This is a genomic window from Marinomonas flavescens (assembly GCF_004352835.1).
GTDB classification, from domain to species: domain Bacteria; phylum Pseudomonadota; class Gammaproteobacteria; order Pseudomonadales; family Marinomonadaceae; genus Marinomonas; species Marinomonas flavescens.
Genome location: NZ_SJSB01000005.1, coordinates 179,916 through 202,378, shown reverse-complemented (window position 1 = coordinate 202,378; position 22,463 = coordinate 179,916). Strand labels below are relative to the sequence as shown.

20 protein-coding genes are annotated in these 22,463 nt (G+C 43.0%); 9 read left to right on the top strand and 11 right to left on the bottom strand.

The features are described 5' to 3' along the window. Positions 1 to 17 precede the first annotated feature (17 nt). The 5 genes from E0D70_RS07475 to E0D70_RS07455 all read left to right on the top strand — a co-directional run bounded on the left by E0D70_RS07475 (position 18) and on the right by E0D70_RS07455 (position 5,799). Positions 18 to 536, top strand: a complete 519-nt coding sequence (locus E0D70_RS07475; protein WP_133011647.1) for an LPS-assembly lipoprotein LptE — start codon at positions 18 to 20, stop codon at positions 534 to 536. Between the two features lie 24 nt (positions 537 to 560). Continuing rightward, a complete protein-coding gene (gene holA / locus E0D70_RS07470) occupies positions 561 to 1,595 on the top strand; it encodes a DNA polymerase III subunit delta (protein WP_133011646.1) in 1,035 nt (344 codons plus the stop codon). Positions 1,596 to 1,770: 175 nt separating this feature from the next. Next, positions 1,771 to 2,430, top strand: coding sequence for a putative 2OG-Fe(II) oxygenase (locus E0D70_RS07465; RefSeq protein WP_133011645.1), 660 nt, complete (start codon positions 1,771 to 1,773; stop codon positions 2,428 to 2,430). 115 nt (positions 2,431 to 2,545) lie between these two features. Next, entirely contained in the window at positions 2,546 to 3,154 is a 609-nt protein-coding gene (locus E0D70_RS07460; protein WP_133011644.1) for a flavin reductase family protein, read from the top strand. A gap of 26 nt (positions 3,155 to 3,180) precedes the next feature. After that, the gene (locus E0D70_RS07455; protein ID WP_133011643.1) at positions 3,181 to 5,799 is read left to right on the top strand and encodes a cyclic nucleotide-binding domain-containing protein; all 2,619 of its coding nucleotides are present in this window, start codon (positions 3,181 to 3,183) and stop codon (positions 5,797 to 5,799) included. Positions 5,800 to 6,264: 465 nt separating this feature from the next. Here E0D70_RS07455 and E0D70_RS07450 read toward each other — a convergent pair whose 3' ends face one another. Beyond that, entirely contained in the window at positions 6,265 to 6,879 is a 615-nt protein-coding gene (locus tag E0D70_RS07450; RefSeq protein WP_133011642.1) for a LysE family translocator, read from the bottom strand. A gap of 344 nt (positions 6,880 to 7,223) precedes the next feature. On the opposite strand from E0D70_RS07450, the gene dapA reads away from it, so the two are divergent. Beyond that, positions 7,224 to 8,102: a 4-hydroxy-tetrahydrodipicolinate synthase gene (gene dapA / locus E0D70_RS07445; protein ID WP_133011641.1), complete on the top strand. Its 879-nt coding sequence runs from the start codon at positions 7,224 to 7,226 to the stop codon at positions 8,100 to 8,102. 102 nt (positions 8,103 to 8,204) lie between these two features. Here dapA and E0D70_RS07440 read toward each other — a convergent pair whose 3' ends face one another. From E0D70_RS07440 to E0D70_RS07400, 9 genes are all read right to left on the bottom strand, one after another. Then, positions 8,205 to 9,068 (bottom strand): isocitrate lyase/PEP mutase family protein, encoded by an 864-nt coding sequence (locus E0D70_RS07440; protein ID WP_133011640.1) that lies wholly within the window; start codon positions 9,066 to 9,068, stop codon positions 8,205 to 8,207. 435 nt (positions 9,069 to 9,503) lie between these two features. Then, on the bottom strand, positions 9,504 to 10,511 hold the full coding sequence (locus E0D70_RS07435) for a TIGR03842 family LLM class F420-dependent oxidoreductase (protein WP_133011639.1): 1,008 nt from the start codon (positions 10,509 to 10,511) through the stop codon (positions 9,504 to 9,506). A 99-nt stretch (positions 10,512 to 10,610) separates the two neighbouring features. Next, positions 10,611 to 11,303, bottom strand: a complete 693-nt coding sequence (gene npdG / locus E0D70_RS07430) for an NADPH-dependent F420 reductase (protein ID WP_133011638.1) — start codon at positions 11,301 to 11,303, stop codon at positions 10,611 to 10,613. A gap of 105 nt (positions 11,304 to 11,408) precedes the next feature. Next, positions 11,409 to 12,182, bottom strand: a complete 774-nt coding sequence (gene cofE / locus E0D70_RS07425) for a coenzyme F420-0:L-glutamate ligase (protein WP_133011637.1) — start codon at positions 12,180 to 12,182, stop codon at positions 11,409 to 11,411. Beyond that, positions 12,175 to 12,834, bottom strand: a complete 660-nt coding sequence (gene cofC, locus E0D70_RS07420; RefSeq protein WP_133011636.1) for a 2-phospho-L-lactate guanylyltransferase — start codon at positions 12,832 to 12,834, stop codon at positions 12,175 to 12,177. The genes cofE and cofC overlap by 8 nt, the downstream gene beginning before the upstream one ends. After that, the gene (gene cofD, locus E0D70_RS07415; RefSeq protein WP_133011635.1) at positions 12,834 to 13,793 is read right to left on the bottom strand and encodes a 2-phospho-L-lactate transferase; all 960 of its coding nucleotides are present in this window, start codon (positions 13,791 to 13,793) and stop codon (positions 12,834 to 12,836) included. The genes cofC and cofD overlap by 1 nt, the downstream gene beginning before the upstream one ends. Then, positions 13,793 to 15,007 (bottom strand): 5-amino-6-(D-ribitylamino)uracil--L-tyrosine 4-hydroxyphenyl transferase CofH, encoded by a 1,215-nt coding sequence (gene cofH / locus E0D70_RS07410; protein WP_133011634.1) that lies wholly within the window; start codon positions 15,005 to 15,007, stop codon positions 13,793 to 13,795. The genes cofD and cofH overlap by 1 nt, the downstream gene beginning before the upstream one ends. Next, a complete protein-coding gene (cofG, locus tag E0D70_RS07405) occupies positions 15,004 to 16,161 on the bottom strand; it encodes a 7,8-didemethyl-8-hydroxy-5-deazariboflavin synthase CofG (protein ID WP_133011633.1) in 1,158 nt (385 codons plus the stop codon). Before cofG ends, cofH begins: the two co-directional genes overlap by 4 nt. 247 nt (positions 16,162 to 16,408) lie before the next feature. Beyond that, a complete protein-coding gene (locus E0D70_RS07400) occupies positions 16,409 to 17,065 on the bottom strand; it encodes a TetR/AcrR family transcriptional regulator (protein WP_133011632.1) in 657 nt (218 codons plus the stop codon). 332 nt (positions 17,066 to 17,397) lie between these two features. Here E0D70_RS07400 and E0D70_RS07395 point away from each other — a divergent pair, with 332 nt between their 5' ends. From E0D70_RS07395 to hydA, 3 genes are all read left to right on the top strand, one after another. Further along, positions 17,398 to 18,639, top strand: coding sequence for a Zn-dependent hydrolase (locus E0D70_RS07395; RefSeq protein WP_133011631.1), 1,242 nt, complete (start codon positions 17,398 to 17,400; stop codon positions 18,637 to 18,639). A gap of 106 nt (positions 18,640 to 18,745) precedes the next feature. Continuing rightward, positions 18,746 to 20,230 carry an NCS1 family nucleobase:cation symporter-1 gene (locus E0D70_RS07390; RefSeq protein ID WP_133011630.1) on the top strand — a complete coding sequence of 495 codons (1,485 nt, stop codon included), beginning with the start codon at positions 18,746 to 18,748 and terminating at the stop codon, positions 20,228 to 20,230. Positions 20,231 to 20,389: 159 nt separating this feature from the next. Then, positions 20,390 to 21,829 (top strand): dihydropyrimidinase, encoded by a 1,440-nt coding sequence (gene hydA, locus E0D70_RS07385; RefSeq protein WP_133011629.1) that lies wholly within the window; start codon positions 20,390 to 20,392, stop codon positions 21,827 to 21,829. A 119-nt stretch (positions 21,830 to 21,948) separates the two neighbouring features. On the opposite strand, the gene E0D70_RS07380 is transcribed toward hydA, so the two are convergent. After that, a complete protein-coding gene (locus tag E0D70_RS07380) occupies positions 21,949 to 22,407 on the bottom strand; it encodes an inositol monophosphatase family protein (protein WP_133011628.1) in 459 nt (152 codons plus the stop codon). Positions 22,408 to 22,463 lie beyond the last annotated feature (56 nt).

Here is a 22,463-nt window from a genome sequence, read left to right as displayed (position 1 = left end):
AATAAGAGATCATGGATATGCTAGCGTCATTTAACAAAACATCGCGTTATCTTTTTCTTGCCTTCATCGCCCTTAGCGTTACCGCTTGTGGCTTTCATTTGCGCGGCCAAGTCAACATACCTCAATCACTAAAAACCATTACGCTAGTCTCTGAATCAAAATCCAATGCATTCAATACCGCCTTACGTATTGCCCTCACCCGTGCTGGAATTACCGTCGTATCACCAGAAGCTGCTGGCGCTAATGTCCTTGAGTTAAAAGTCAATGAACTAACTAATGCAGATACTGTACTCGCACGTAACTCGTCGAATGATATCACCCAAATCGAACGTCGCTTAAGCACCAACTATTTTATTCGCCAAGCCGATGGTAAATCTCTGTATGGCCCACGTACCGTTAGTACAACCAAAACGTTAGCGAACCAAAATGCAGAAGAAAGCACCAAGGCGGCATACAATAAATCGAAAGAAGAACAAATGAGCGAAGATCTAGCAAATCAACTCATCTATGATCTAGGCTATGCGCCTCTAAAATAATTACGCCAACAGGCCAATTTACGAATGAAAGTAAGAGCAGATCAACTGCCTCAGCAGCTCAATAAAAACCTTGCTCCTCTGTATATTATTTCAGGGGACGAGGTATTATTAATTCAAGAAGCGGCTGATAGCATCCGTAAAGCAGCACAATCTGCAGGTATTAATGAGCGCTTGCGGTTTGTTGCTGATGCCCAGTTTGACTGGCAAGATGTGATTAACGAAAACCAGAGCTTATCGTTATTTTCAAATCAACGTTTGTTTGATATACAGATCGATAAAATGGGCGAAAAGCACACCAAAGCGCTTACCCTACTGGCTCAATCCCTTACTCCTGATAACACCATATTATTAACGTTACCGAAGATCGACGCACGCACCCAAAAAGCCAAATGGTTCACACAACTAGAGTCTCAGGGTGTCTTTGTTCAAATCTGGCCAATTGACGCCAGTCGACTTCCTGCTTGGGCTCAACAAAGAGCCCAGGCACTCGATCTATCCTTGACGCGCGACGCTGCTAGCATTATTTGCGAACGCGGTGAAGGCAATCTACTCGCCCTTTCTCAAGAGCTAGAAAAGCTAGCACTCATACATGGCACTGGCACTAAGATAGACGCTGAAAAAGTGGCTGAGTCGATGGCAGACAGCAGCCGCTATTCCATTTACGATTTAAGTGATCGCATCTTAATGGGTAAAACCAAAGAAGCCATGCATTGCTTGAGTCAGTTATTGGGAGAAGGCATTGAAGCCAATATTATTCTTTGGCTATTTAATCGCGAAACGCAAACACTCGTTGCGTTACTTCAAGCCATGCAAACCAGCAATTTACGACAAGCCTGCCAATCCCAAAAAATCTGGGATAAACGCATCCCTTTTTATGAAAGCGCCATGTCTCGTCATAACCGAGGCACACTGCCCTATATCCAAAACTATTTGGCCTTAATGGATAAGCGCATTAAAGGACTAGAAGGTCCGGATTTAGACACAGGGTTTCGCAATCTGGTGATGATGTTCTGCGGTTACAAACCAACCGCCACTGAATTAGATCTGCCCACCTACTAGTAACCGTTAATAAAAATGCATTGTTTAAAATTCACCCAATGCAAAACAATTAATCTCAGCAGCATCGCTTTGATAGACTTCATTTATTCCCCTAGCCTGTTATCATGCGACATACTCACGAATCGCCTTCATACACTACGTTTATAAACTGCCCGTGCGCACTAGGTAAAATAGAATGAATAATGAACCCATTGTTTTAGAAGAGATAAATGTCTGGAATACCCCCTTATTTGTGAGCCAGCTCCCAGACCATGAGTTTTTAAAAGAAGCATTACTGGATCTAATCTACCAACAAAAAACTGCGCAAAAAACAGCCATCGACAGCCTAGTCGCTCCAACTGCAAAACACGCTATGCACGAGAGCACCTTGGATTTTCTAGACCAAGAAGATCCGACTGTGATGGAAACCAAGCGTATTTTGGAAGAGCTAACCTTAGAAGTCGCAGCAACTTTAAACCACTCCTTTTGGCCTGAAGATGCCACTGCAGACGCTCACATTATTGAGTCCTGGTATCACGTTACGCAAAAAGGCGGCTACCATGATGTGCATTCGCATCCGAATTGCTCTTGGTGCGGCATTTATTATCTAGAACCTGGCGATGCGGCAATGGCAGGTAATGGCGGGTTAAATCGTTTTTATGATCCGCGTATCAACGCAGAGCATTATACCGACCCAGGCACTGCGTATTTAGGCGCACAAGGGGTTTGGGACTTCACCCCAGTAGAAGGACAAATTGTCTTCTTTCCTTCTTACTTAAAACATTCAGCTTTGCCATATTTTGGTGATAAAGACCGCGTTGTCATCGCATTCAATTGCATTATCGAGCTTTACTAGTTTCAACCCATTTTTAAGGCAAGTAATTCCAATAAGTTACCAATCAGGCATTCACAAGCGACCAACACTTGTAGTAATTTAACTAGCATATATTTTTGATTTAATAGGAAGGTTTATGCTTTTTCAATTCGATCAACTCAGTGGCAGCGACCGCTACCACTTGATCACCCAAACGGTTACGCCAAGGCCCATCGCTTGGATTATGACTCGCAATGAAAACAAGTCGTATAATGTCGCCCCTTTTTCTTTCTTCTCTGCTATCAGTCCTGATCCAGCATTACTTGTGGTTTCCATTGGTAATAAGTCAGCAGACATCCAAAAAGACACCAAATTAAATCTAATCCGTGAGCGGGAATGCGTCTTGCATATTCCTAGTGGTGAGCAAATTGAGGCCGTCAATAGCAGTGCCGCAACATTAGAGTATGGTGATTCTGAGTTAGATGACGCAAGGCTGACGCTGTCTGACTTTACCGAAAATATGCCACGTATTAGTGACGCAAAAGTCGCCATGCACTGTCGCCTTTATGATATACAATCTATTGGTGAATCGTCATTTAGTGCCTGTTATTTAGAAATTTTGAATTTATATGTAGACGATAACATCTTAAAACAGGAAAACGGGCGTAACATAATCAGCAGTGCAAAACTTAATCCACTTAGCCGTCTTGGCGGCAACGATTATGCACTGATTGGCCAAACACTGACGATCAAACGCCCTGCATAAGGGCCAAAAGAACCGAGGTAATAACAATGGATATCACCAAACAAATACAAGCATTGCCGTTTATGGCAAACGTCAGTGCAGAGCTTCACACCTCATTGCTTAACATCGCCAGTTTCAAACATCTCGAAGCAGGAGAAGTACTCGCTAAACAATTCGAAATAGGCCAGTCACTGTATTTTCTCCTAGAGGGAGAAATTGCCATTTCGATTCCATTAAAGGAACAAGGTAAATCTTACAATGTTAGCTTAATCAATGACAAATACGCACCAGTAGGTTGGTCGGCTTTTCGCCACCCTTCTCGTTATGCCACGACATTTCAAGCAACTAAGTCATCTATACTGCTAGCTTGGCCAATTGTTGAACTCAATAAGATACTTGAAAGCGACCTTAACTTTGCAAATCTATTCTTGCGCTTTGTCTATGAGCAATCTTTACCTGTATTAGCCACGGTTCAAAATAAGACTCGCCCTTATTTTTCTAACGAGTCTCTGGCGTTCGACGAAACTCGTCCGTTTACCAACCCAGACAAGCAAACTCAATCATTAAAAGAGTCTATTGCGCTGTTAAACTATGCGGCATTTTGTGAAAAATTTACCCAAGCCGAAATTCACGCCTTAGCCAAAAATGCTTCCATTTTATTAGCCCACCAAGGCGATATTATTTGTCAGCAGGATCAGTGCCCTGATGGACTGTATTTTCTAATCAAGGGTAAGGCGATCATCAGCTACCAGACTGATAATGGTGACATTATTACTACCCGATCGATCGCTCGGGCCGGAACGGTATTAGCTTGGTGCATACCGGGCAGTGAACTCAAAAATAGAACCTCTATTATTTCTTCTCGTGATAGCAGCATTCTGTTTATACCAAAAGAAAAGTTACAATCGATCTTCACAGAAGACCCAAAATTCTCTGTGAAATATCTATACCGCTTAATATGGTTAGTAGGAACCCACCTACTGGCAGCTAGAATGCGTTATTTATCACAAATCGCCAATGACGAAGCACTCGCGGTAAGCAATGTCATTGATCAAAATGCGGCGATACTCCCAGTAAGTTCACCCCTTTATAAAGTGAGCGAATTACTAAAAAGCGCCATTACGACCGATTCCGCTTTTGGTGTTCTATATAAAAGCCTCCATTTCGGCAGTGTGTTAGAAAGAACCATTGCAGGCATGTGCTTAGATATTCTCAAGGATTTACAGCGCGAAAACGCTTTTTATCGTCATCTCCAGAAAGCGTATGACAACATTAATGCGTTGCCAAAAGACACCACAGCGCTGGATGTAAGGCGCTTCGGTACCGAGCAATTTAAACAGGCGTTTAAGCAGGTTCCTTATGTTATAAAAGGGCTTGAAAACCTGCCCAAAAAAGCGGGTAGCTTGTTTATCCATAACCATTTACTTGGCTCACCAACCAACCGATTACCGAATGGCTTTCGCTTTTCAATGGACGCTCAGTTTATTAGCACCATGGTCATTGATAAAGAGTATGGGATTTCCGGCCAACGAATCGTCCGTCGTAGCGGAGAAAATGAATTTTGGCGAGATGATTACTATGAGCGTTTTGGTAATGTGTTTGTCGATAGCTGGCAAACACTGGCAAAAGACACACCAGAATACGATCAGTTTATTAAAGAATCCCAGGAAACATTGCGCCACAACTATCCTTTGATGATTTCACCCGAAGGCACTAGTTACGGTACCCATCAGTCACCTGGTGCTTTCTTACCACACGCTTTTGAACTAGCAGGTTCACTGGAAGCAGAAGAGCCTTGGATCGTTCCTATTGTCGTGGCAAACTTTGATCGTCGTGCAGATCACAACCTTTATACCGTTATCATTAAGCCAGCGTTTAAACTGTCTGAACGCGTCGACTATAAAGATAAAGAAGCACTGGCCTTGTTTTTAATTGAGTACCAAGAAGAATACCGAGGCTATGTCAGCGAAGCTGTTGAGTTATCTCGTGAAATTCGTCAGTATCCGATTCTTAGTGGCCGTGCCGGTTATCGCTCTAATGTCATGAGCTTAAATCAGCTCGATGTCGAATTCGAATCGGATGTACGAGAATTAGAATTCCGTACCGCTCATCAAATTTACAAAGATCGTCCGGTCGCATTTTATGGCTCTTCTACCATGCGTCTATGGCATGATTTTGATGAACACTTTCACCCTAAAGACGCCATTAACCTTGGTTTTAGCGGAGCAACATTAGAAGCTTGCGTGTACTATTTTGAGCGCATTATCTTGCCTCATAACCCACGCTCTATGGTTATCTATGCGGGAGACAATGATATTGGCAATCATTGTGACAGCAACAAAGTAACCGAGCTATACATTGATTTATTACAAAAAATCGATCGATATCTTCCCGGCATTCCAGTGACGTTAATCAGCATTAAATGCAGTCCAGCACGGACAAAAATGCGTAAAACGATCGAAAAAGCCAATCTACAGTTAGAAAGACTGGCGATTACTCGTCCCAATACGAAATACATAGACCTCTTCTCAACATTGCTTGAGAAGCAAGGAGAAATGAAAGAGACGTTATTTGAAGGGGATAAACTGCACTTGAACAATAAAGCCTATGAGATTTGGACCAAGCATTTACTAAATTTAGAAGGCTTCATTTTTGATAAAAAATAATACGAACCAAGAATAACTAACGACAACTCAAGCCGTTGTGTTCTCACACTATCAGTAGCATAGGATTAAATAGCCATTATGTATGGTTATTTAATCCTTTTCGCTCAATCGTTTAAATCCCCCTCCCTAGTCCAACAAAAAACACCCTTACTAGCCAGCTAGATTGCTAGCAATAAATACCACGAAACTGTGAGCGCATTTTATTCAGAAAACAAGATTGGTCCACTGGCTGTGCTGGCACAGGAAACTTTGCAACCGATATAAAAAATGGCGATTATAATAAAGCCACCTTTTCAAAGATCAAATTAAGCGCAGGAACACCACCTAATAACTAATGATGTTACGCCTCACAAAATAGAAGTAAGTAACGGCCTAAACGGGCACATTAAAAAAGGGACATCCAGTTATTTGAATGTCCCTTTTTTGTGAAACCACCATCACTCTCTATTCTTTATAACGCTGCATTTATGAGCCAATAATTACTTTCAAAGCCAAGGCAATAAGTAAGCAGCCCATCGCCCGATCAACCCAAGCCATATGGCGACGCAGCCAAGATAATACCGGGCCACCAGCCAGTAATAGAGCGACTAAAATATACCAACCACTGTCTATCAGTACAACGGTAGCCCATAATTCTAGTTTAATATAAGCACTCATATCAGCCTGAATAAATTGGCTAAATAGCGCAAGGAAAAACAATCCAGCTTTCGGATTCATCAACGCAATAAGAAGACCATGTCTAGCGGATTCCCAATAAGAAGATTTAATCACTTCCGTGTCTATCTCCCCACCTTGCCCAGCATAACGAATCGACTTAATACCTAACCACGCCAGATATAGACCGCCTGCGACTGAGAGAATATAAAACGCTTGGGGGTGTTCTGTTACTAACAAGGCCAAACCTTGCATCGTAAAAAGCGCCCAAAGACCAATCCCAAAACCATGGGTTAACGCAGCAACTGCACCGTGCAAAGGAGACTGAGAAAGTGTCACTCTAAGTATAACGGCTAAGCTTGGGCCGGGAGAAATTGCTCCCATAATGCAAATAGTGACTAAAGATAACCACGTCGTTATATCCATCTGAACTCTCTAGTTATTTTAATTTCGCTTTATAAAATCGGACAAAAACACTGTAAGACATTATTTTGCCAGCATTAGTCTCTAAATCCTAGATAATTGAATTGTGAGTATTGACCTTCTTCGTCAAAAACGGCAGCATGCTAAATATCAAATACACAACACGATCTATTTAGAACTATGATTAATTCAATCTTAAAGAAACACAACGGCGATAAACGTAAGGCGAAGAAGCCCTGCAACGCTGACGTGTGGATGTAAGATAAAAAATCCCCGGCAGCATTTCTCGCTGACGGGTTCACCACCTCTTCAGCGACATGCTTACCCACTATTAATGAGGCAACAGTATGTTCCACGGTGCAATAACCGCTTTAATTACTCCTTTTCGTGATGGTCAGTTAGATGAAGACGCTTTACGCAAGATTGTACGCTGGCAAATAGACCAAGGTATCGACGGGCTCGTTCCTGTCGGCACCACTGGCGAATCTCCTACTTTGAGTGAGCACGAACACAAACGCGTCATTGAAATCACCGTAGAAGAAACCAATAAAGCGGTCCCTGTCTTAGCGGGTGCGGGTTCAAACAACCCAGTTGAAGCAGTGAACTATTCTGAATTTGCTTATCAAGCAGGTGCCGATGCAACGCTTCATGTGGCAGGTTATTACAACCGACCTAACCAAGCGGGCTTGTATGAACATTTTAAATACGTTCATGACAACAGCAAATTGCCTATCGTTCTGTATAACATTCCACCGCGAGCGGTTGTTGGACTTGAGGTGAATACCTTAGCGCGCTTAGCCGAATTACCACGTATCATTGGTGTTAAAGATGCGACTGGGGATCTTACTCGTCCTATTCGTGAACGAGCATTAGTGAACAAACCTTTTAGTTTTTTAAGTGGTGACGATGTAACAACCGTTGCTTATAACGTTGGTGGCGGTAATGGCTGTATTTCTGTGTCATCCAATGTGGCACCAAAACAAGTGGTTACACTTCAGCGCCTCTGCCGAGAAGGAAAGTTCACCGAAGCGGCTCAATTACAAGATAAGTTGTTTAACCTGCACTGTGCGCTTTTCCTTGAGCCAAACCCAGCTGGCCCGAAATACGCCATGTCACTACTTGGTTTTTGTTCAGAAGAATGTCGCTTGCCTATTGTACCTTTACAAGACAGTAGCAAAGCCACCATTCGCCAAGCAATGATCGAGCTAGAGCTGATTACACAATAACAGTTATGCTTTGATACCTGCATAAAAAAGCCAAGGTTCGCATATTGCAAACCTTGGCTTTTCTACTCATAGAGACTTTACTAAAAAGTAATGTTCTGTGGATTATTCTTGAACATCCATGTACTTATTCGCCCACGCACGATTTTCTGCTAACGTAGAATAACGAGTAGACAATTCAGATGGATTCAGCGTCCCTTCTGCAATGCCTCGTTGCTCTCGTAAGCAATCATACGTCGCTTTAATCGCGGCAAAGTACGCAGCATGACCGTTTACAACAATACGCACACCGCACGCCGCAAGACGTTCACGATCACGTAACTCAGGGTTATCGTAAGCGACCAACATTACTGGGATCGTTAAGTGTTGAGTAATCGCTTCTAGATGATCAAAGTTACGAATACCGACCATGCAGATACCGTCCACACCAAGCGCTTGATACGATTTAACTCGCGTCACCGTTTCTTCTATTGTCAGCTGACCCGCATTGGTACGCGCAATAATACTCATCGCTGGATCAATACGCGCCTCTAATGCGGCTTTCAATTTACCGACGGCTTCTTCAAGCGGAATTAAATCCGTTGATTTACGGCCATATTTAGCAGGCAGAAGCGTGTCTTCAATCGTCAAAGCAGCCACACCAGCACGCTCTAATTCAGTGATAGTTCGCATCACATTCAAAGCATTACCATAGCCATGATCCGCATCCGCAATAATAGGCAGACGTGCCACGCGACCAATGCGTGTCGCTTGCTCGGTAAATTCACTTAAAGTGATCAATGCAAAATCGGGGGCAGCCAATACTTGAAGTGACGCGACAGAGCCGCCTAGTATACCGACTTCGAAGCCAAGGTCCGCTGCGATACGAGCTGACATAGGGTCAAATGTAGATGCCGTATAATAACATTTACCGCTTTGTAGCAAGGCACGAAAGTCATTACGCAAATCATGCTGAGAAGGTGTTGCCATTTATTTACTCCTGAAGTGTCACTAAATTACATATGGCTAAGATTTCGGCGATTATACTCGCCTTATTGACAAGCTTCATTACCAACCGACCAACTGGTTAGGTTTAATCAGCTAATGAAGGCAATAAAAAACGTGTATCACCGTATTGTTAAAGGTTATTTCGGGAGTATGTAAAAAGTAGGGATATTTATGCTGAATACAAAAATGCGAGAAATTCTCTTTAGAAAAGAGCGATTTAAAGCAATAACTTACCTAATTGAGATACTCGATGCTGAAAAACGAAAAATGGCCAACGTAGTTCGTTGACCATTTCAGTATTTTTAGCATTATAAAGAGAGCACATCTGTAACGCTAGACTAACTCTCTTTCACTTGAAAAAATAAGTCTATATATTTTATAACCTCTTTTTTCTAAATAAGCCTTCTACACCTTTGTTTATGCTTTCTTAAATTTAGGAATAATATGACGACCATACTTAGCGATAATTTCTTCTTCATCACCACTGTCTAAATAGATATTAAACTGCGTAGTACCGGCCTCTTCTAGCGCTTTTACCTTAGCTATATGATCTTCAACTGTACCAAGGACACAGAAGCTTTTCACAATATCTTCCGTGATAAAGTCCAAAAATGGGTTATCGCTTTGGCCATGTTTTGAATAGTCGTAACCACGACGCTTTTCAATGTAATCCGTCAAACTTTTTGGCACTAAGCCAGAATCACTGCCGTATTTTTCAACGATATCGGCAACATGATTACCCACCATCGCAGGGAACCATTTCGTATGTTCGATGCAGTAATCCATATCACCAAAATAGGCAGGAGCAGCGGCCTGTACTTTAAAGTTAGACATATCTCGTCCAGCTTTTTCACCCGCTTGAATCGCTTGATCTTTAAACCAAGTTACCAAACTAGGATCGCCGATTTGTAGAATTAAGCCATCGCCTACTTCTCCTGCTGTTGCCAGCGCTTTTGGTCCATAAGCACCAATCCATACAGGCAATTCATAACCTGTGGCCCAAGGTAATTTTACCGCTTCAGGACATTCTCCGTACTCCACTTCATCACCACGAACCATGGCTTTCACTTTAGTCGTGAACTCTGCCAAACGCGCGAGTGTCGCAGGCTTTTTCCCCATGACGCGCATAGAAGAATCCCCACGCCCTAAACCAATATCAAAACGACCATTACTTTGCAGCGCTAAGCTGGCATACAAGCTCGCTGACAACGACCAATCACGAATATTTGGATTGGTTACACATGGGCCAAAACGCATAGTTTTTGTGTGTTCCATACACATTGCCATGGCCACAAACGACTCGCGCCATAAAATGTGAGAATCGTAAAACCAGCAATAATCAAAACCGGCTTCTTCTGCCTGACGTACCAAGTTTCGTGCTCGATCTGGACTTACAAAGCCTTTAAAAGTAATACCGAATTCCATGATGTGTTCCTCTTTATGATTTTTGTGTCTTTTGGATTTTTCTTTTAGTTTCTATATTTCAAATCTTGAATAACCCGAGCTAAAGGCCCGTTAGTAAACTTAATGTTCAGGTGGACAGATACGAATACCGGCATGACTAAACGGCACGTCTTTTGAAATATTCAAACGAATCAAGATAGGTGTAATGGCTTCAATACAGCGGGCGCTTTCTGCAAGCCCTGCGTTATAAGCTTTAGTTCCCATAGTATCGACCAGCGCCATAACGCGTTTTTTCGCCGCTAAATCGTTACCACAAACCAAGATATCGCAGTTAATAGAGCGAGACAGGTCATTCAAAGTAATCGCTGACACATTATGCAAGGCACCAACTACAGGGATGCTTTCACCAAGCAAAGCTTGAGCGTGCTCCGTAACGGAACCTTCTGCTGGCATCTCAACAGCTTTAGGGTTACCCGGTGCTAATGGCACCACAATATCCACTAGAATCTTGCCTTCCAACAAAGGCTTTAAGACTTCCAAGGTGGCATCGTGACCACTAAAAGGCACGGACAAAATAACCATATCCGTGGCGACCTTAGTCGCGTCCTCCATAGACAACCCACTAATATTTGCAGATTTAGTACCCAGTTCAGCCAATTGAGCGATCAATTCTTCAGCCACAATTTGTGCTTTACTCGCATCACGAGAGCCTAATACAACACTGACGCCAGCCATCGCTAATCGCAATGCTAACCCTTTCCCCTGTGGGCCTGTGCCACCAATAATAGCGACGGTTCCGATATCTGTATTCATTCTTGCTTCCTTTTGATTAAGCATGCTGTCTATTTATTAATAGTTTCGTTCTTATGTTTTTTATTACTGATAGCTCTTAATTACTAATCGCTCTTAGCACGGCCTTTACTTAAAAAGGTCTTCGTTTTGTGCCCGAATAAGATCGCGGCTACTGCTATCAGTTTTTGGCCAATCAAGTCCCCGAAAAACAATCACTGGAGCCTTAGCGCTTTTTTCCATCAGCAAGCCAGACGCTGCGGCTAACTCATCCGCAAAAGCGGGTGCGGTTACACTAAGAGGACGGCCAAATGCATCTAGCTCTCCTTCCATCTTCATCACCCCAGGAACATTAGCGAGACCGATTGCCACATTGGTCTGACCCAAGCGCCAAGGACGTCCAAAGGTATCGCTGATGACAATGCCCAAAGAGCAACCAAAATGCGCTTCCAATCGCTTGCACAGTAGTCGTGCACTTTGATCCGGATTTTCAGGGAGTAAAATAAGTTGGCCTGGATGATCTGCATTGGATTCATCCACCGCGGCATTGGCGCAGATGTAACCATTTTTGTGCTCAGCAATCAGTACTCCTTCTTGCTGATCAGGGCGCTTAACCGCACGCACAATGCGTTTCGATTGAGATAAAATCACTTCGACTTTTCTTGGATCTTTATTAACGCTCTTGGCCAGCTCAATGGCTTCTAAGCTCGGTGTGATTTGATCTAAATAGGCACAAGCACCTTCGCTTTTCGACACCACCTTATGAGCAATGACTAAAATATCGCCAGCCACTAGCGCTTTCTGCTGAGCAATCAGTGTGTCGATAATTACTTGCGCAAGATCATCCCCGTGTTGGAAATCGGGCAAGCCTTCAAGGCGAAACATGGACATAGACTCAGGCATACTGTCTCTCCTTCATAAGATCCGTGTTAGACAAATGGCGCCACGCTAAAAAGCGTTCCGGCTGCTGAGCAATCGCTCTTTCTAGGTCATCACTTTGGTCTATATCTTGTGACAAATTCGGCAGCTCTAATTGGCAAAAAGACAAATCGTGATCTAAAGCATCCATTCCATGCTTTTCTGCAGAGTTCTGCCCATAGTGGAAATCAATCGCATTTGGTGGCGATGTCACCAGTGCATTCGTGCCGCCATCTTTCGCTTTAGCAACAACGACCTGATGGCGCTTAGCCGCTTTCAGCAAGACACTAAATTCACATTTATCCAGCAGCGCAATATCACTCGGAACAATCATTTGATGGCTAAACCCTGCTTTGTTCACCCATTCACATGCTTGGAGTAATGCCCCGTTTAAGCCTTTTGATCCTTTTTCTAATACCGTCTGTGCGGAATAGGAAGACGCCAACGCCAACATCTCAGAAGACTCACTGATCACCATGACTTGTAAGTCTGGAAAGTGTGTACGGAAAAACGCCAAGGTATTTTGAAACATACTGATAGCAAGACTTTCGCGCTCCACTTGAGGCAAACACGTCGCTAATCGCTGCTTTGCACGTTTAGGACATTTCATCGGAATCACAATACAAAGTTTGCTCATTAGGCCACCCTCTGTTGACGTTGCGCTAGCGCAAACGCCACGACGTCTGTTAGCAAAGCACGCTTATCCTCAGTGCTACTCATAAAGGTAGGCGTAACCAATACATCCAAACCTTTGCCTTCTAACCAAGGAGCGTCGCTGCGGTCTACATCATCAATAACCAGCGCATTTAGAAAAGAGGAATAACATTGATATACACCTTTAGAATCGGTGCTTTTACCCATACTTTCCAACATTTTATCCGCAGGGCCTTTGATCGTTTTACCAGCAATTAACGGTGAAATAGCAATCACATAAGCACCACTTTTCTCAATCGCTTCTTGAATCCCTGGAATCGCTAAAATGGCGCCAATACTGACAATTGGGTTACTTGGTGCCACAATAATCACGTCGCTATTTGCAATCTGATTTAGCGCTTCTGATGTAGCTCGAGCGATCTTAGCGCCCTTATAATCGATACCAAGTACCTTAGGTTCGCAGTGTTCACGAACAAAATACTCTTGAAAAGACAACCAACCAGACGCGGTTCTGACCTGAGTTTGGACCACATCGTCTGTCGGTAATAAAATGGGCACTTGTACACCATGACGATTCGCTAAACGCTGAGTAATATGACTCGCTCTCACTCCTTGTTTACGCAATTCGGTGCGATAGATGTGTGTCGCCAAATCTAAATCCCCAAGGGTCATCCAAGTCTCTTGACCCAGCGCCTTGAGTTCATTAAGTACTTGGTAGGACTCATTCTTTCTTCCCCAACCACGTTCTCGATCAATCTGATCTCCAAGAGAATAAATTAAGGTATCAATGTCAGGAGATATCCATAAACCATGGAACTCTTCATCATCAGCAATATTACCGATGATGTGAGTCGCATCAGAGTAAGCACTCGCGGCAAGCCCTTCCGCCGCCTTCGCGCCTCCCACACCGCCCGCTAATAAGGTAATGGTTAAATCGGACATTACGCGACTCCTTGCACAGGGATACGCAAGTGAGTGATCGAATCAACAGCAAAGGTTTTTAGTTCCTCATATACGGTATTTCGCTGAATCGCTTTCAATCCTGCTGAATGAATATTGGCAACCATGTCTTCTGGCATCACTTCTTGACCATGAGTTGCACCAGCCGCCCGAGAAATACTCTCATTCATCAGGGTTCCGCCTAAATCATTGGCGCCTGATCGCAACATTTTTGCAGCGACATCTGGTCCCATTTTGACCCAAGATGCTTGAATATTATCGATATGACCTTGCAGCATAAGGCGTGCAATAGCGTGCATTTTGAAATGTTCATCACGGGTAGGACCAGGGCGAACCTTGTCCGGATTATCGTTAAACAAACGCGTTTCATAATGAATAAATCCCAATGGCACAAACTCAGTAAAACCACCGGTTTCTTTTTGAATATCACGCAATAGCTTAAGATGATTTGCCCAATGAATCGGTTGATCCACATGGCCGTACATGATGGTAGACGTTGTTTTAACACCCACAGAATGTGCTGCTTTTACGATGCGAACCCACTCTTCTGTAGTGAGTTTATTTTTGGTCAGTTGTTTGCGTATCTCAGTATCCAAAATTTCTGCAGCGGTACCCGGCATGGTACCAAGCCCTAACGCTTTCAGCTCTGTCAAAAAAACCTCTGGCTCAAGTCGCGCTTTCTTACAGCCATACCAAATTTCAAATGGCGAAAAGGCATGTATATGGATTTCTGGTACTCGCGATTTCACCGCAATAATAAGGTTACGGTAATAATCCGCATCAATATCTGGGTGTAATCCACCTTGAATACAGACTTCTGTTGCTCCGCGGGCCCATGCTTCTTCGGCTTTGTCAGCAACTTGCTCAACGGTCAAAAACTCCGCATCTTGATCGCCTTTTTCTTTGGCGAAATTACAAAACCGACAACCCATATAACACACGTTGGTAAAGTTAATGTTTCGAGTAATAACAAAGCTGCCAGTATTACCAACACGCTTTTCACGTACTTTGTCAGCAATGTCTAACACCGCTTGAGCTTCTTCACCTTGCGTGGCGAAAAGTACACAGGCATCTTCCACACTCAGCTCTTTACCCGATAAAGAGTGCTCTAAAATGGCACGTACTGGTGCACTAATATTGTGACTTAATAGGGTTGGTGGAAGCATTTCTTCCAATATTGAATGTGATAAGCTCATGCGCTGATATCTCCTTCTGACCGATGACCAGAATACTGATGGTTAGAGCGAGCGGCATGACTAGCAAGCGATGCGACTCGATGAGTTAAATTGGGCGTTAGATATTTATCGTCTTGCTGCTGAAAGCGATCATAAATAGTCAGTCGCTCTGCCAACGAATAACCTAATCCTTCACAAGCTTGCGCTACGCTACTAATCTGAGGCCACGCTCGTTCTGGATTAATAAAATCTTTGGTTAACGGAGAGATACCGCCCCAATCATTAATGCCGGCGTTAATGTAACTGCCGTATTCCACTTCTAAATTGGGTGGCGCTTGAATGCTAATTTCTTTTGGTAGGATCAAACGTGCTATCGCAATCGTCCGCTTCATGTCATCTAAATTAGGCTCTTGATAACCCGCCATAACGGTGCCCGCTTTAGCGCGAAAATTTTGAATGATAACTTCTTGTATGTGTCCGTAAGAAAGGTGTCGATCACGAATCGCCACCAAACTGTTAATGCGGTCTTGCCAAGTTTCACCAATGCCAATCAAAATGCCCGTAGTAAACGCAATATCAAGCTTTCCCGCTTGCTCGATTGTATCGAGTCGTCGTTTAGGCGTTTTATCTGGGCAAGCATGGTGTGCTTGACCTTTCCTAAGTAAATCATTGGATACATTTTCCAGCATCATCCCCATACTCGCCGCGACAGGTTTTAACCGCTTCAGTTCGTTATAAGACAATGCGCCTGCATTCACGTGGGGTAATAGATTGGTATGTGTTAATACGTTTTCACACTGATCATGTAGATAATCTAGCGTGCTTTCATAGCCTAAGGCCGCTAATAAGTCGCGAGCTTTTTGATGCCGCTCTTCTGGTCTTTCACCTAAACTAAATAAGGCTTCCTTACACTCTAGTGCTTCACCATCAAAAGCGGTTTTCAACACCTGATCTGGTGTCATGTAATTGGAATTGGGGGATTCAGGCCCTTGTACAAAAGTACAATAACCACAAGTATCACGGCACATATTAGTGAGTGGAATAAAAACTTTTTTTGAATAAGTAAGTTGTTTTCCCCAATAATCATCACGTACTTGAGCCGCTTGCTGACAAAGAGCATACAAGTCTGGTCCAGTGACAAATTCATTAGATACAGCATCAGAAACAGAAATCATATTTAATCCTAACCAGCCTTAATTTCATTTTTTTACCATTTGGTATAAAAACTAATATCAAGAATACAGAAGAGAGTAAATCGTTTTTTTTCGGTGCATCCTTGCACCAAAAAAAAACTTACCGACTTAAGTTTAGTTAACTAAAAAGTTAACTAAATGGTTAAGATCATGAATAGGAAAGGTTTTTCTTTAAACAATTTATATTAAAAACAGAGCTACTCTACGTTGAACAGATGAAAACGTGGCGTTAATTATTATTATTTTTTTTGTGCGCACCAAGACCGCGCACGATAAAATCTGTGACTGCAATCTCAGCTTGTTCAAAATCAGTTTGATGCAAACTGCTTCTACCTAATAAAATTTCAATTTGAGTCGAGAAATCCGCATAAGTTTGTGTTGCAGCCCATATCGTAAAAAATAAATGCTCAGGATCTACATTTTCTATTAATCCCTTATTTATCCAAGACTTAACTAACGAAACATCTCTATCAAACTGTGGTTTTAAGTGGCTAATCAAATAGTCTTTTAGGACTGGAGCACCGCTAATAATTTCATGGGCAAACACTTTCGAGCCATTTGGGTAAAGCCTTGAAATCTGCATTTTCTCACGTACATAACTGCGTATTACCTCTTCTGGAGTATCGCCATGATTTTCTAGAAAAGAGAGTTTCTCTATCCAAATATCAAGAATCTCCTCTAACACTCTTCTGTACAGTAAGTCTTTGTTTGGAAAGTAATAAATAAGGTTTTGCTTAGATATTTTAGATATTTCTGCAATGCGCTCCATAGAGGCACCACTAAATCCCTTAGAAGCAAAAACAATTTCAGCCGAACGTAATATACGTGATTCTAGTATCTTTCTATTAACCGATTGCTTTGTATGCTTTGATTTTTTTCCAATCAAAATTCGCCCTTCCTTATTTTATAATACTAAAAAATACCCACGATATTTTATTTACTTAATTCTACCTTTAAAGTAGCATCGAAAATCACTTAAAATTAGCCTGTTAATTAAAATTCTAATTAATTCACCAACTAAATGATTAATAATAAAAGTTGGCCTGCTAATTGCTTTCTGTAAAGTTCAATAAAAAACACTTAACCATCATGAATTTACGTTGAACCATTATATTCTCTCTTCTAACGAAATGAATATGTGATTCACTTCGTTTTGGTAATTTTTTTACCTTTTGGTAAAAAATACTGAATAAATATTAAGTTATCTAGGAGAACACTATGCAAGATCTTCGTATTAACGAAAAGCGTCTTTGGGACACCCTTATGGAAATGGGTGAAATTGGTGGTACAGAAAAGGGTGGTTGTAATCGCCTTGCTGGGACCGATTTAGACAAGCAATCTCGTGACCTTTTCGTCTCTTGGTGTAAGGCTTGCGGTTGCGAAATTGAAGTCGATAAAATAGGAAATATCTTTGCTCGCCGACCAGGGAAAAATAACAATCTACCAGCCGTAGGTACCGGTAGCCACCTTGATACCCAGCCTACCGGTGGCAAGTTTGACGGTGTTTTTGGCGTACTTTCCGGCGTAGAAGTACTTCGCACACTCCATGAAAACAACATCGAAACACCAACGGCAATGGAGTTCTCTGTTTGGACAAATGAAGAAGGCTCCCGCTTTCAGCCTGCTATGCAAGGTTCTGGTACCTATGTTGGCCGTTTTGACCTAGAGACAGAGTTAAATAAAACCGACGTCAATGGCATTCGACTCGGTGATGAACTAGAGCGTATTGGCTATTTAGGTGAGATGGAACTAGGTAGTCGCCATATGGGCGCATTCTTTGAGGCTCATATTGAACAAGGTCCAATCCTAGAGGATGAAAAAAAATCCATTGGCATCGTAAGACTAGGACAAGGTATTCGGTGGTATAACATCGAAGTTGTCGGCCGCCCTTCTCATTCAGGCACCACCCCTATGCATTTGCGTAAAGATGCCATGTTAGCCGCCGCCGCGATTGTGACTGAAATGCAAGCCATTGCAAACCGCCATGAAAACGGTCTGGGTACTGTCGGCTTTATGCAAGTCTGGCCAAATTCTCGTAACACCATTCCCGGTAATGTGAAATTCAGTGCCGATCTACGTAATCCAGTTCCCAGCGTATTGTTGACCATGCATGAAGAGCTACTCGCTTTTTGTAAGAAGATAGCCAGTGAGCACGAACTAGACGTTAATATCGACCCTTTTTGGTATTTTGCTCCCGTAGAATTTAATGCGTCTGACGATGTTAAGTCCGCCACAGAGAAATTAGGCTACAGCAATATGGATATCTACGCTGGCGCAGGACATGACGCCTGCTACATGGCCGACTTGGTACCCACTGGCATGATTTTTACACCCTGCCTTAATGGGATCAGTCATAACGAAGCAGAATATAGCTCTCCAGAAGAATGTGGCGCAGGCGCCAACGTACTGCTGCACTCCATGCTTGAAGCCAGTGAACGTATCGCCAAAGAACACGAATAAAGTAAGAAGATACATAAGAGCACTTAATAATTATGTTACTCAAATGGAACATCGCTATACACACTAAATAAACACTCATAATCAAAAAAATCGAAGAGGTGGCAACATGACAAGCAAGTCCATTCAGCAAGGTGAGTTTTTCGAGCTCGAGGTCGATAAAGACCTCAGAGAAAGTTCGGCATACAATGACGATTTAGCGCCAACCAAGATTAAAGATCGCACTTGGAACAAGTGGAATGTCACCGCGTTATGGGTAGGTATGGCGATTTGCGTACCCTCTTATACGCTGGGTGGCGTGTTAACATCCTACTTTGGTTTATCGGTTATGGAAGCTTTGCTTACCATTCTAATTGCCAACATTATCTTGCTTGTTCCCCTCACATTAAACGCCTATCCGGGCACAAAATACGGCATCCCTTTCCCTGTTTTATTACGCTCCTCATTCGGCATAGTAGGGTCTAATATTCCTTGTTTAATTCGTGGTTTTGTTGCGTGTGGCTGGTTCGGCATTCAAACCATGTTTGGTGGCCTAGCCATTCACTTGTTTTTATCGGCGATATCTTCAAGCTGGGCAAGTTTAGGTGGCGTTGGTGAAGTCATTGGCTTCTTTCTATTTTGGGCACTGCAAATGGTTGTGGTTGTACGTGGATCAGAGTCAATCAAATGGCTAGAGACACTTTCTGCACCGTTATTGTTGGTTGTTAGTATTGGCTTGATGATTTGGGCAGGAGGCAAGGTCTCCTTTACCGAAATTTTAGCAACCCCTGCTAATCGCCCTGAAGACGCTGGCTTTTGGGGCTACTTTTTTGGTGGTTTAACCGCCATGGTTGGTTTTTGGGCAACCTTGTCCCTTAACATTCCCGACTTTAGCCGTTATGCAAAATCACAAAAGGACCAAGTACTTGGTCAAATTATTGGCTTACCGATCACCATGTTCTTCTTTGCAGCATTGGGTGTTGTACTGACCGCGGCCTCGTCAACATTAGTAGGCGAAACCATTTCTGATCCTATTTCATTAATTGGTAAAATCAACAGCCCATTTTTAGTTGCGATCGCGATGGTCTTAATCATTATCGCTACACTGTCTACAAACATTGCAGCCAACGTTGTCTCTCCAACGAACGATTTCCAAAACATTGCACCGAAACTTATTAATCATACCCGCGGTGCGTTATTGACTGGCTTGGTTGGTATTCTATTAATGAGCTGGGAATTATTGAAAAAAATGGGCTGGATCGAATCCGATGTGAGTGTTGAAAGTATGTACTCTAATTGGCTATTAGGTTACTCAAGCTTACTAGGCCCTATCGCAGGAATCATGATCGTCGATTACTTCTTAATTAAGCGTCAAAACCTTGATTTGGTCGCTCTGTATACGCCGAATGGTATTTATCCTGCTTTTAACTATGCTGGCTTGCTCGCCTTTGCCGTACCAGTAGTGATTACTATTGCTGCGCTAAGTGTTCCAAGCATTAATTGGTTTTATCGATACGGCTGGTTCACGGGTGCTTTTACTGGCGCCATTGTCTATTTCGTTTTGGCCAAAATACTGGCATCGTCAGCTAATCAAACGCAAGCCATGCCGTCTTAATATCGAAATAAGAGAGGTCTAAACAGTAAGAGCATCAAACTAATCATTGATGCTCTTACTGTAGGACTTGCACGACAGGAAATTTCAAAGAAGCACATCTATCAGAACTTAATAAATACGAACAAAAATACTAATAAAACCGACAAAAAGGACGACACTATGAGCCTGTTTATTAAAGGGGGGACGATCGTCACCCACGAAGAAACTTACCAAGCTGATATCTTATGCGATGGTCATAAAATCATTAGCATCGGCCAAAACATGACACCTCCAAGCGACGCAACTGTCATCGATGCAACCGGCAAACTCATTATGCCTGGCGGAATTGACCCTCATACACACATGCAACTTCCTTTTATGGGCACCGTCGCCAAAGACGATTTCGCATCCGGTACTCGAGCCGCATTAGCTGGCGGCACCACCAGCATCATCGATTTTGTCATTCCTAATCCACAGCAATCTTTATTAGAGGCTTATCATCAATGGCGTGAGTGGGCAGAAAAAGCACATTCAAATTATACTTTCCATGTTGCCATTACTTGGTGGGATGACAGTGTCGGGGAAGAAATGGAAACGCTGGTAAAAGACTATGGCGTTAACAGCTTTAAACATTTTATGGCATACAAAAACGCCATTATGGCCACCGATGAAATTTTAGTTTCCAGCTTCACTAAATGCGTTGAATTAGGCGCTATTCCAACAGTACACGCAGAAAACGGTGAGCTGGTGTACCATCTTCAAAACAAACTCATGGAACAAGGCATGACTGGGCCTGAAGCTCATCCTCTGTCGCGCCCTTCTTCCGTCGAAGGGGAAGCTGCCAATCGTGCAATCAGCATTGCCAATACTCTTGGCGCACCGCTTTACTTGGTTCACGTATCTACCGAAGAAGCGGTAGATGCTATCCGTTACGCTAAAGACCATGGTCACACCATATTTGGCGAAGTATTAGCGGGGCATTTAACCGTCGATGACAGTGTCTATCAAAATCCAGATTGGGCAACGGCCGCCGCCCACGTCATGAGCCCACCATTTCGCCCTAAGCATCATCAAGATGCCCTATGGAAAGGTGTGCAAGGGGGAACGCTACAAACCACAGCAACCGATCATTGCGCATTCTGCAGTGAACAAAAAGCCATGGGCAAAGACAATTTCACACAAATCCCTAACGGCACCGCCGGCGTCGAAGAGCGCATGATGGTGCTATGGGAAAAAGGCGTCAATGCAGGTAAAATCACCCCTAATGAATTCGTAGCACTGACATCAACCAACACAGCAAAGATTTTCAACCTTTACCCAACTAAAGGCTGTGTGCGAGTCGGTGCCGATGCGGATCTGGTTATTTGGAATCCAAGCGCGCAGAAAACGCTATCAGCGAAAACTCACCAATCGAATATTGAGCACAGTATCTTTGAAGGCATGACGATTCACGGCATTCCAGAAACGACAATATGTAATGGCAAATTAGCATGGCACGAAGGCAAGTTACTTGCTCAGTCAGGCGATGGCCAATACATTGACCGCCCTGCTTACGCCCCTTATTACGAGTCATTGAAAAAACGACAAAGTCTATCAAAACCCAAAGCAGTTATTCGCTAACCGCTTTAAAACTATCTATATTAAAAGTAACAAAGGGCACGTGATGCCCTTTTTTTAAGGGACGTTTTTCGTGCTACTGTTGGCCAAATTGAATATTAACTGGTGCGTGCATAAAATCATCAGATCAAAATAGCCTTAAAATCATTCGTAATTCTAGCCAATATACTCTCAGTTCTGGCCGCTATAATAGTGCCTGTTCGGACTGACGCCTGATAATCTTCTCCAGTCAACATTTTCACAAAACCGCCCGCTTCTTGATAGGCCAAAATACCCGCAGCATGATCCCAAACTTTAGGTTTAGGGCTGACAAAGAAATCATAACTCCCTTGCACTAATGATCGGTATTCATGGCAGCAACACCGTAATGAATTAGTGCGAGCATAACTCACTTGCAACAAGACTACTGGCTCTTGATACGTTTTCTGAAAAAGAAACGGTGACATTACACCAACAAGGCGAGGTTCTTTTTCCTTATCTGACAAGGGTATTTGTCTAGATGTCTGATTCGGTTTTCCATACCAACAGCCCCTTCCTAAACTGGCCTCAATCCAATCATCTAAAACTGGATCATAAAGCACTTAGCGGGACATTCTGCGGGGCTAAACATCATCAAATGCCCCTCTTCAGAATCTCG

Bases quoted from the DNA above. Each gene is read 5' to 3' on its own strand.
- E0D70_RS07450 (WP_133011642.1), bottom strand. From the start codon at position 6,879: ATGGATATAACGACGTGGTTATCTTTAGTCACTATTTGCATTATGGGA.
- cofC (WP_133011636.1), bottom strand. From the start codon at position 12,834: ATGAGCAAACTTTGTATTGTGATTCCGATGAAATGTCCTAAACGTGCA.
- E0D70_RS07465 (WP_133011645.1), top strand. From the start codon at position 1,771: ATGAATAATGAACCCATTGTTTTAGAAGAGATAAATGTCTGGAATACC.
- cofE (WP_133011637.1), bottom strand. From the start codon at position 12,182: ATGCCTGAGTCTATGTCCATGTTTCGCCTTGAAGGCTTGCCCGATTTC.
- E0D70_RS07455 (WP_133011643.1), top strand. From the start codon at position 3,181: ATGGATATCACCAAACAAATACAAGCATTGCCGTTTATGGCAAACGTC.
- E0D70_RS07460 (WP_133011644.1), top strand. From the start codon at position 2,546: ATGCTTTTTCAATTCGATCAACTCAGTGGCAGCGACCGCTACCACTTG.
- npdG (WP_133011638.1), bottom strand. From the start codon at position 11,303: ATGAATACAGATATCGGAACCGTCGCTATTATTGGTGGCACAGGCCCA.
- E0D70_RS07390 (WP_133011630.1), top strand. From the start codon at position 18,746: ATGACAAGCAAGTCCATTCAGCAAGGTGAGTTTTTCGAGCTCGAGGTC.
- E0D70_RS07475 (WP_133011647.1), top strand. From the start codon at position 18: ATGCTAGCGTCATTTAACAAAACATCGCGTTATCTTTTTCTTGCCTTC.
- holA (WP_133011646.1), top strand. From the start codon at position 561: ATGAAAGTAAGAGCAGATCAACTGCCTCAGCAGCTCAATAAAAACCTT.
- cofG (WP_133011633.1), bottom strand. From the start codon at position 16,161: ATGATTTCTGTTTCTGATGCTGTATCTAATGAATTTGTCACTGGACCA.
- cofH (WP_133011634.1), bottom strand. From the start codon at position 15,007: ATGAGCTTATCACATTCAATATTGGAAGAAATGCTTCCACCAACCCTA.
- E0D70_RS07435 (WP_133011639.1), bottom strand. From the start codon at position 10,511: ATGGAATTCGGTATTACTTTTAAAGGCTTTGTAAGTCCAGATCGAGCA.
- dapA (WP_133011641.1), top strand. From the start codon at position 7,224: ATGTTCCACGGTGCAATAACCGCTTTAATTACTCCTTTTCGTGATGGT.
- E0D70_RS07440 (WP_133011640.1), bottom strand. From the start codon at position 9,068: ATGGCAACACCTTCTCAGCATGATTTGCGTAATGACTTTCGTGCCTTG.
- hydA (WP_133011629.1), top strand. From the start codon at position 20,390: ATGAGCCTGTTTATTAAAGGGGGGACGATCGTCACCCACGAAGAAACT.
- E0D70_RS07395 (WP_133011631.1), top strand. From the start codon at position 17,398: ATGCAAGATCTTCGTATTAACGAAAAGCGTCTTTGGGACACCCTTATG.
- cofD (WP_133011635.1), bottom strand. From the start codon at position 13,793: ATGTCCGATTTAACCATTACCTTATTAGCGGGCGGTGTGGGAGGCGCG.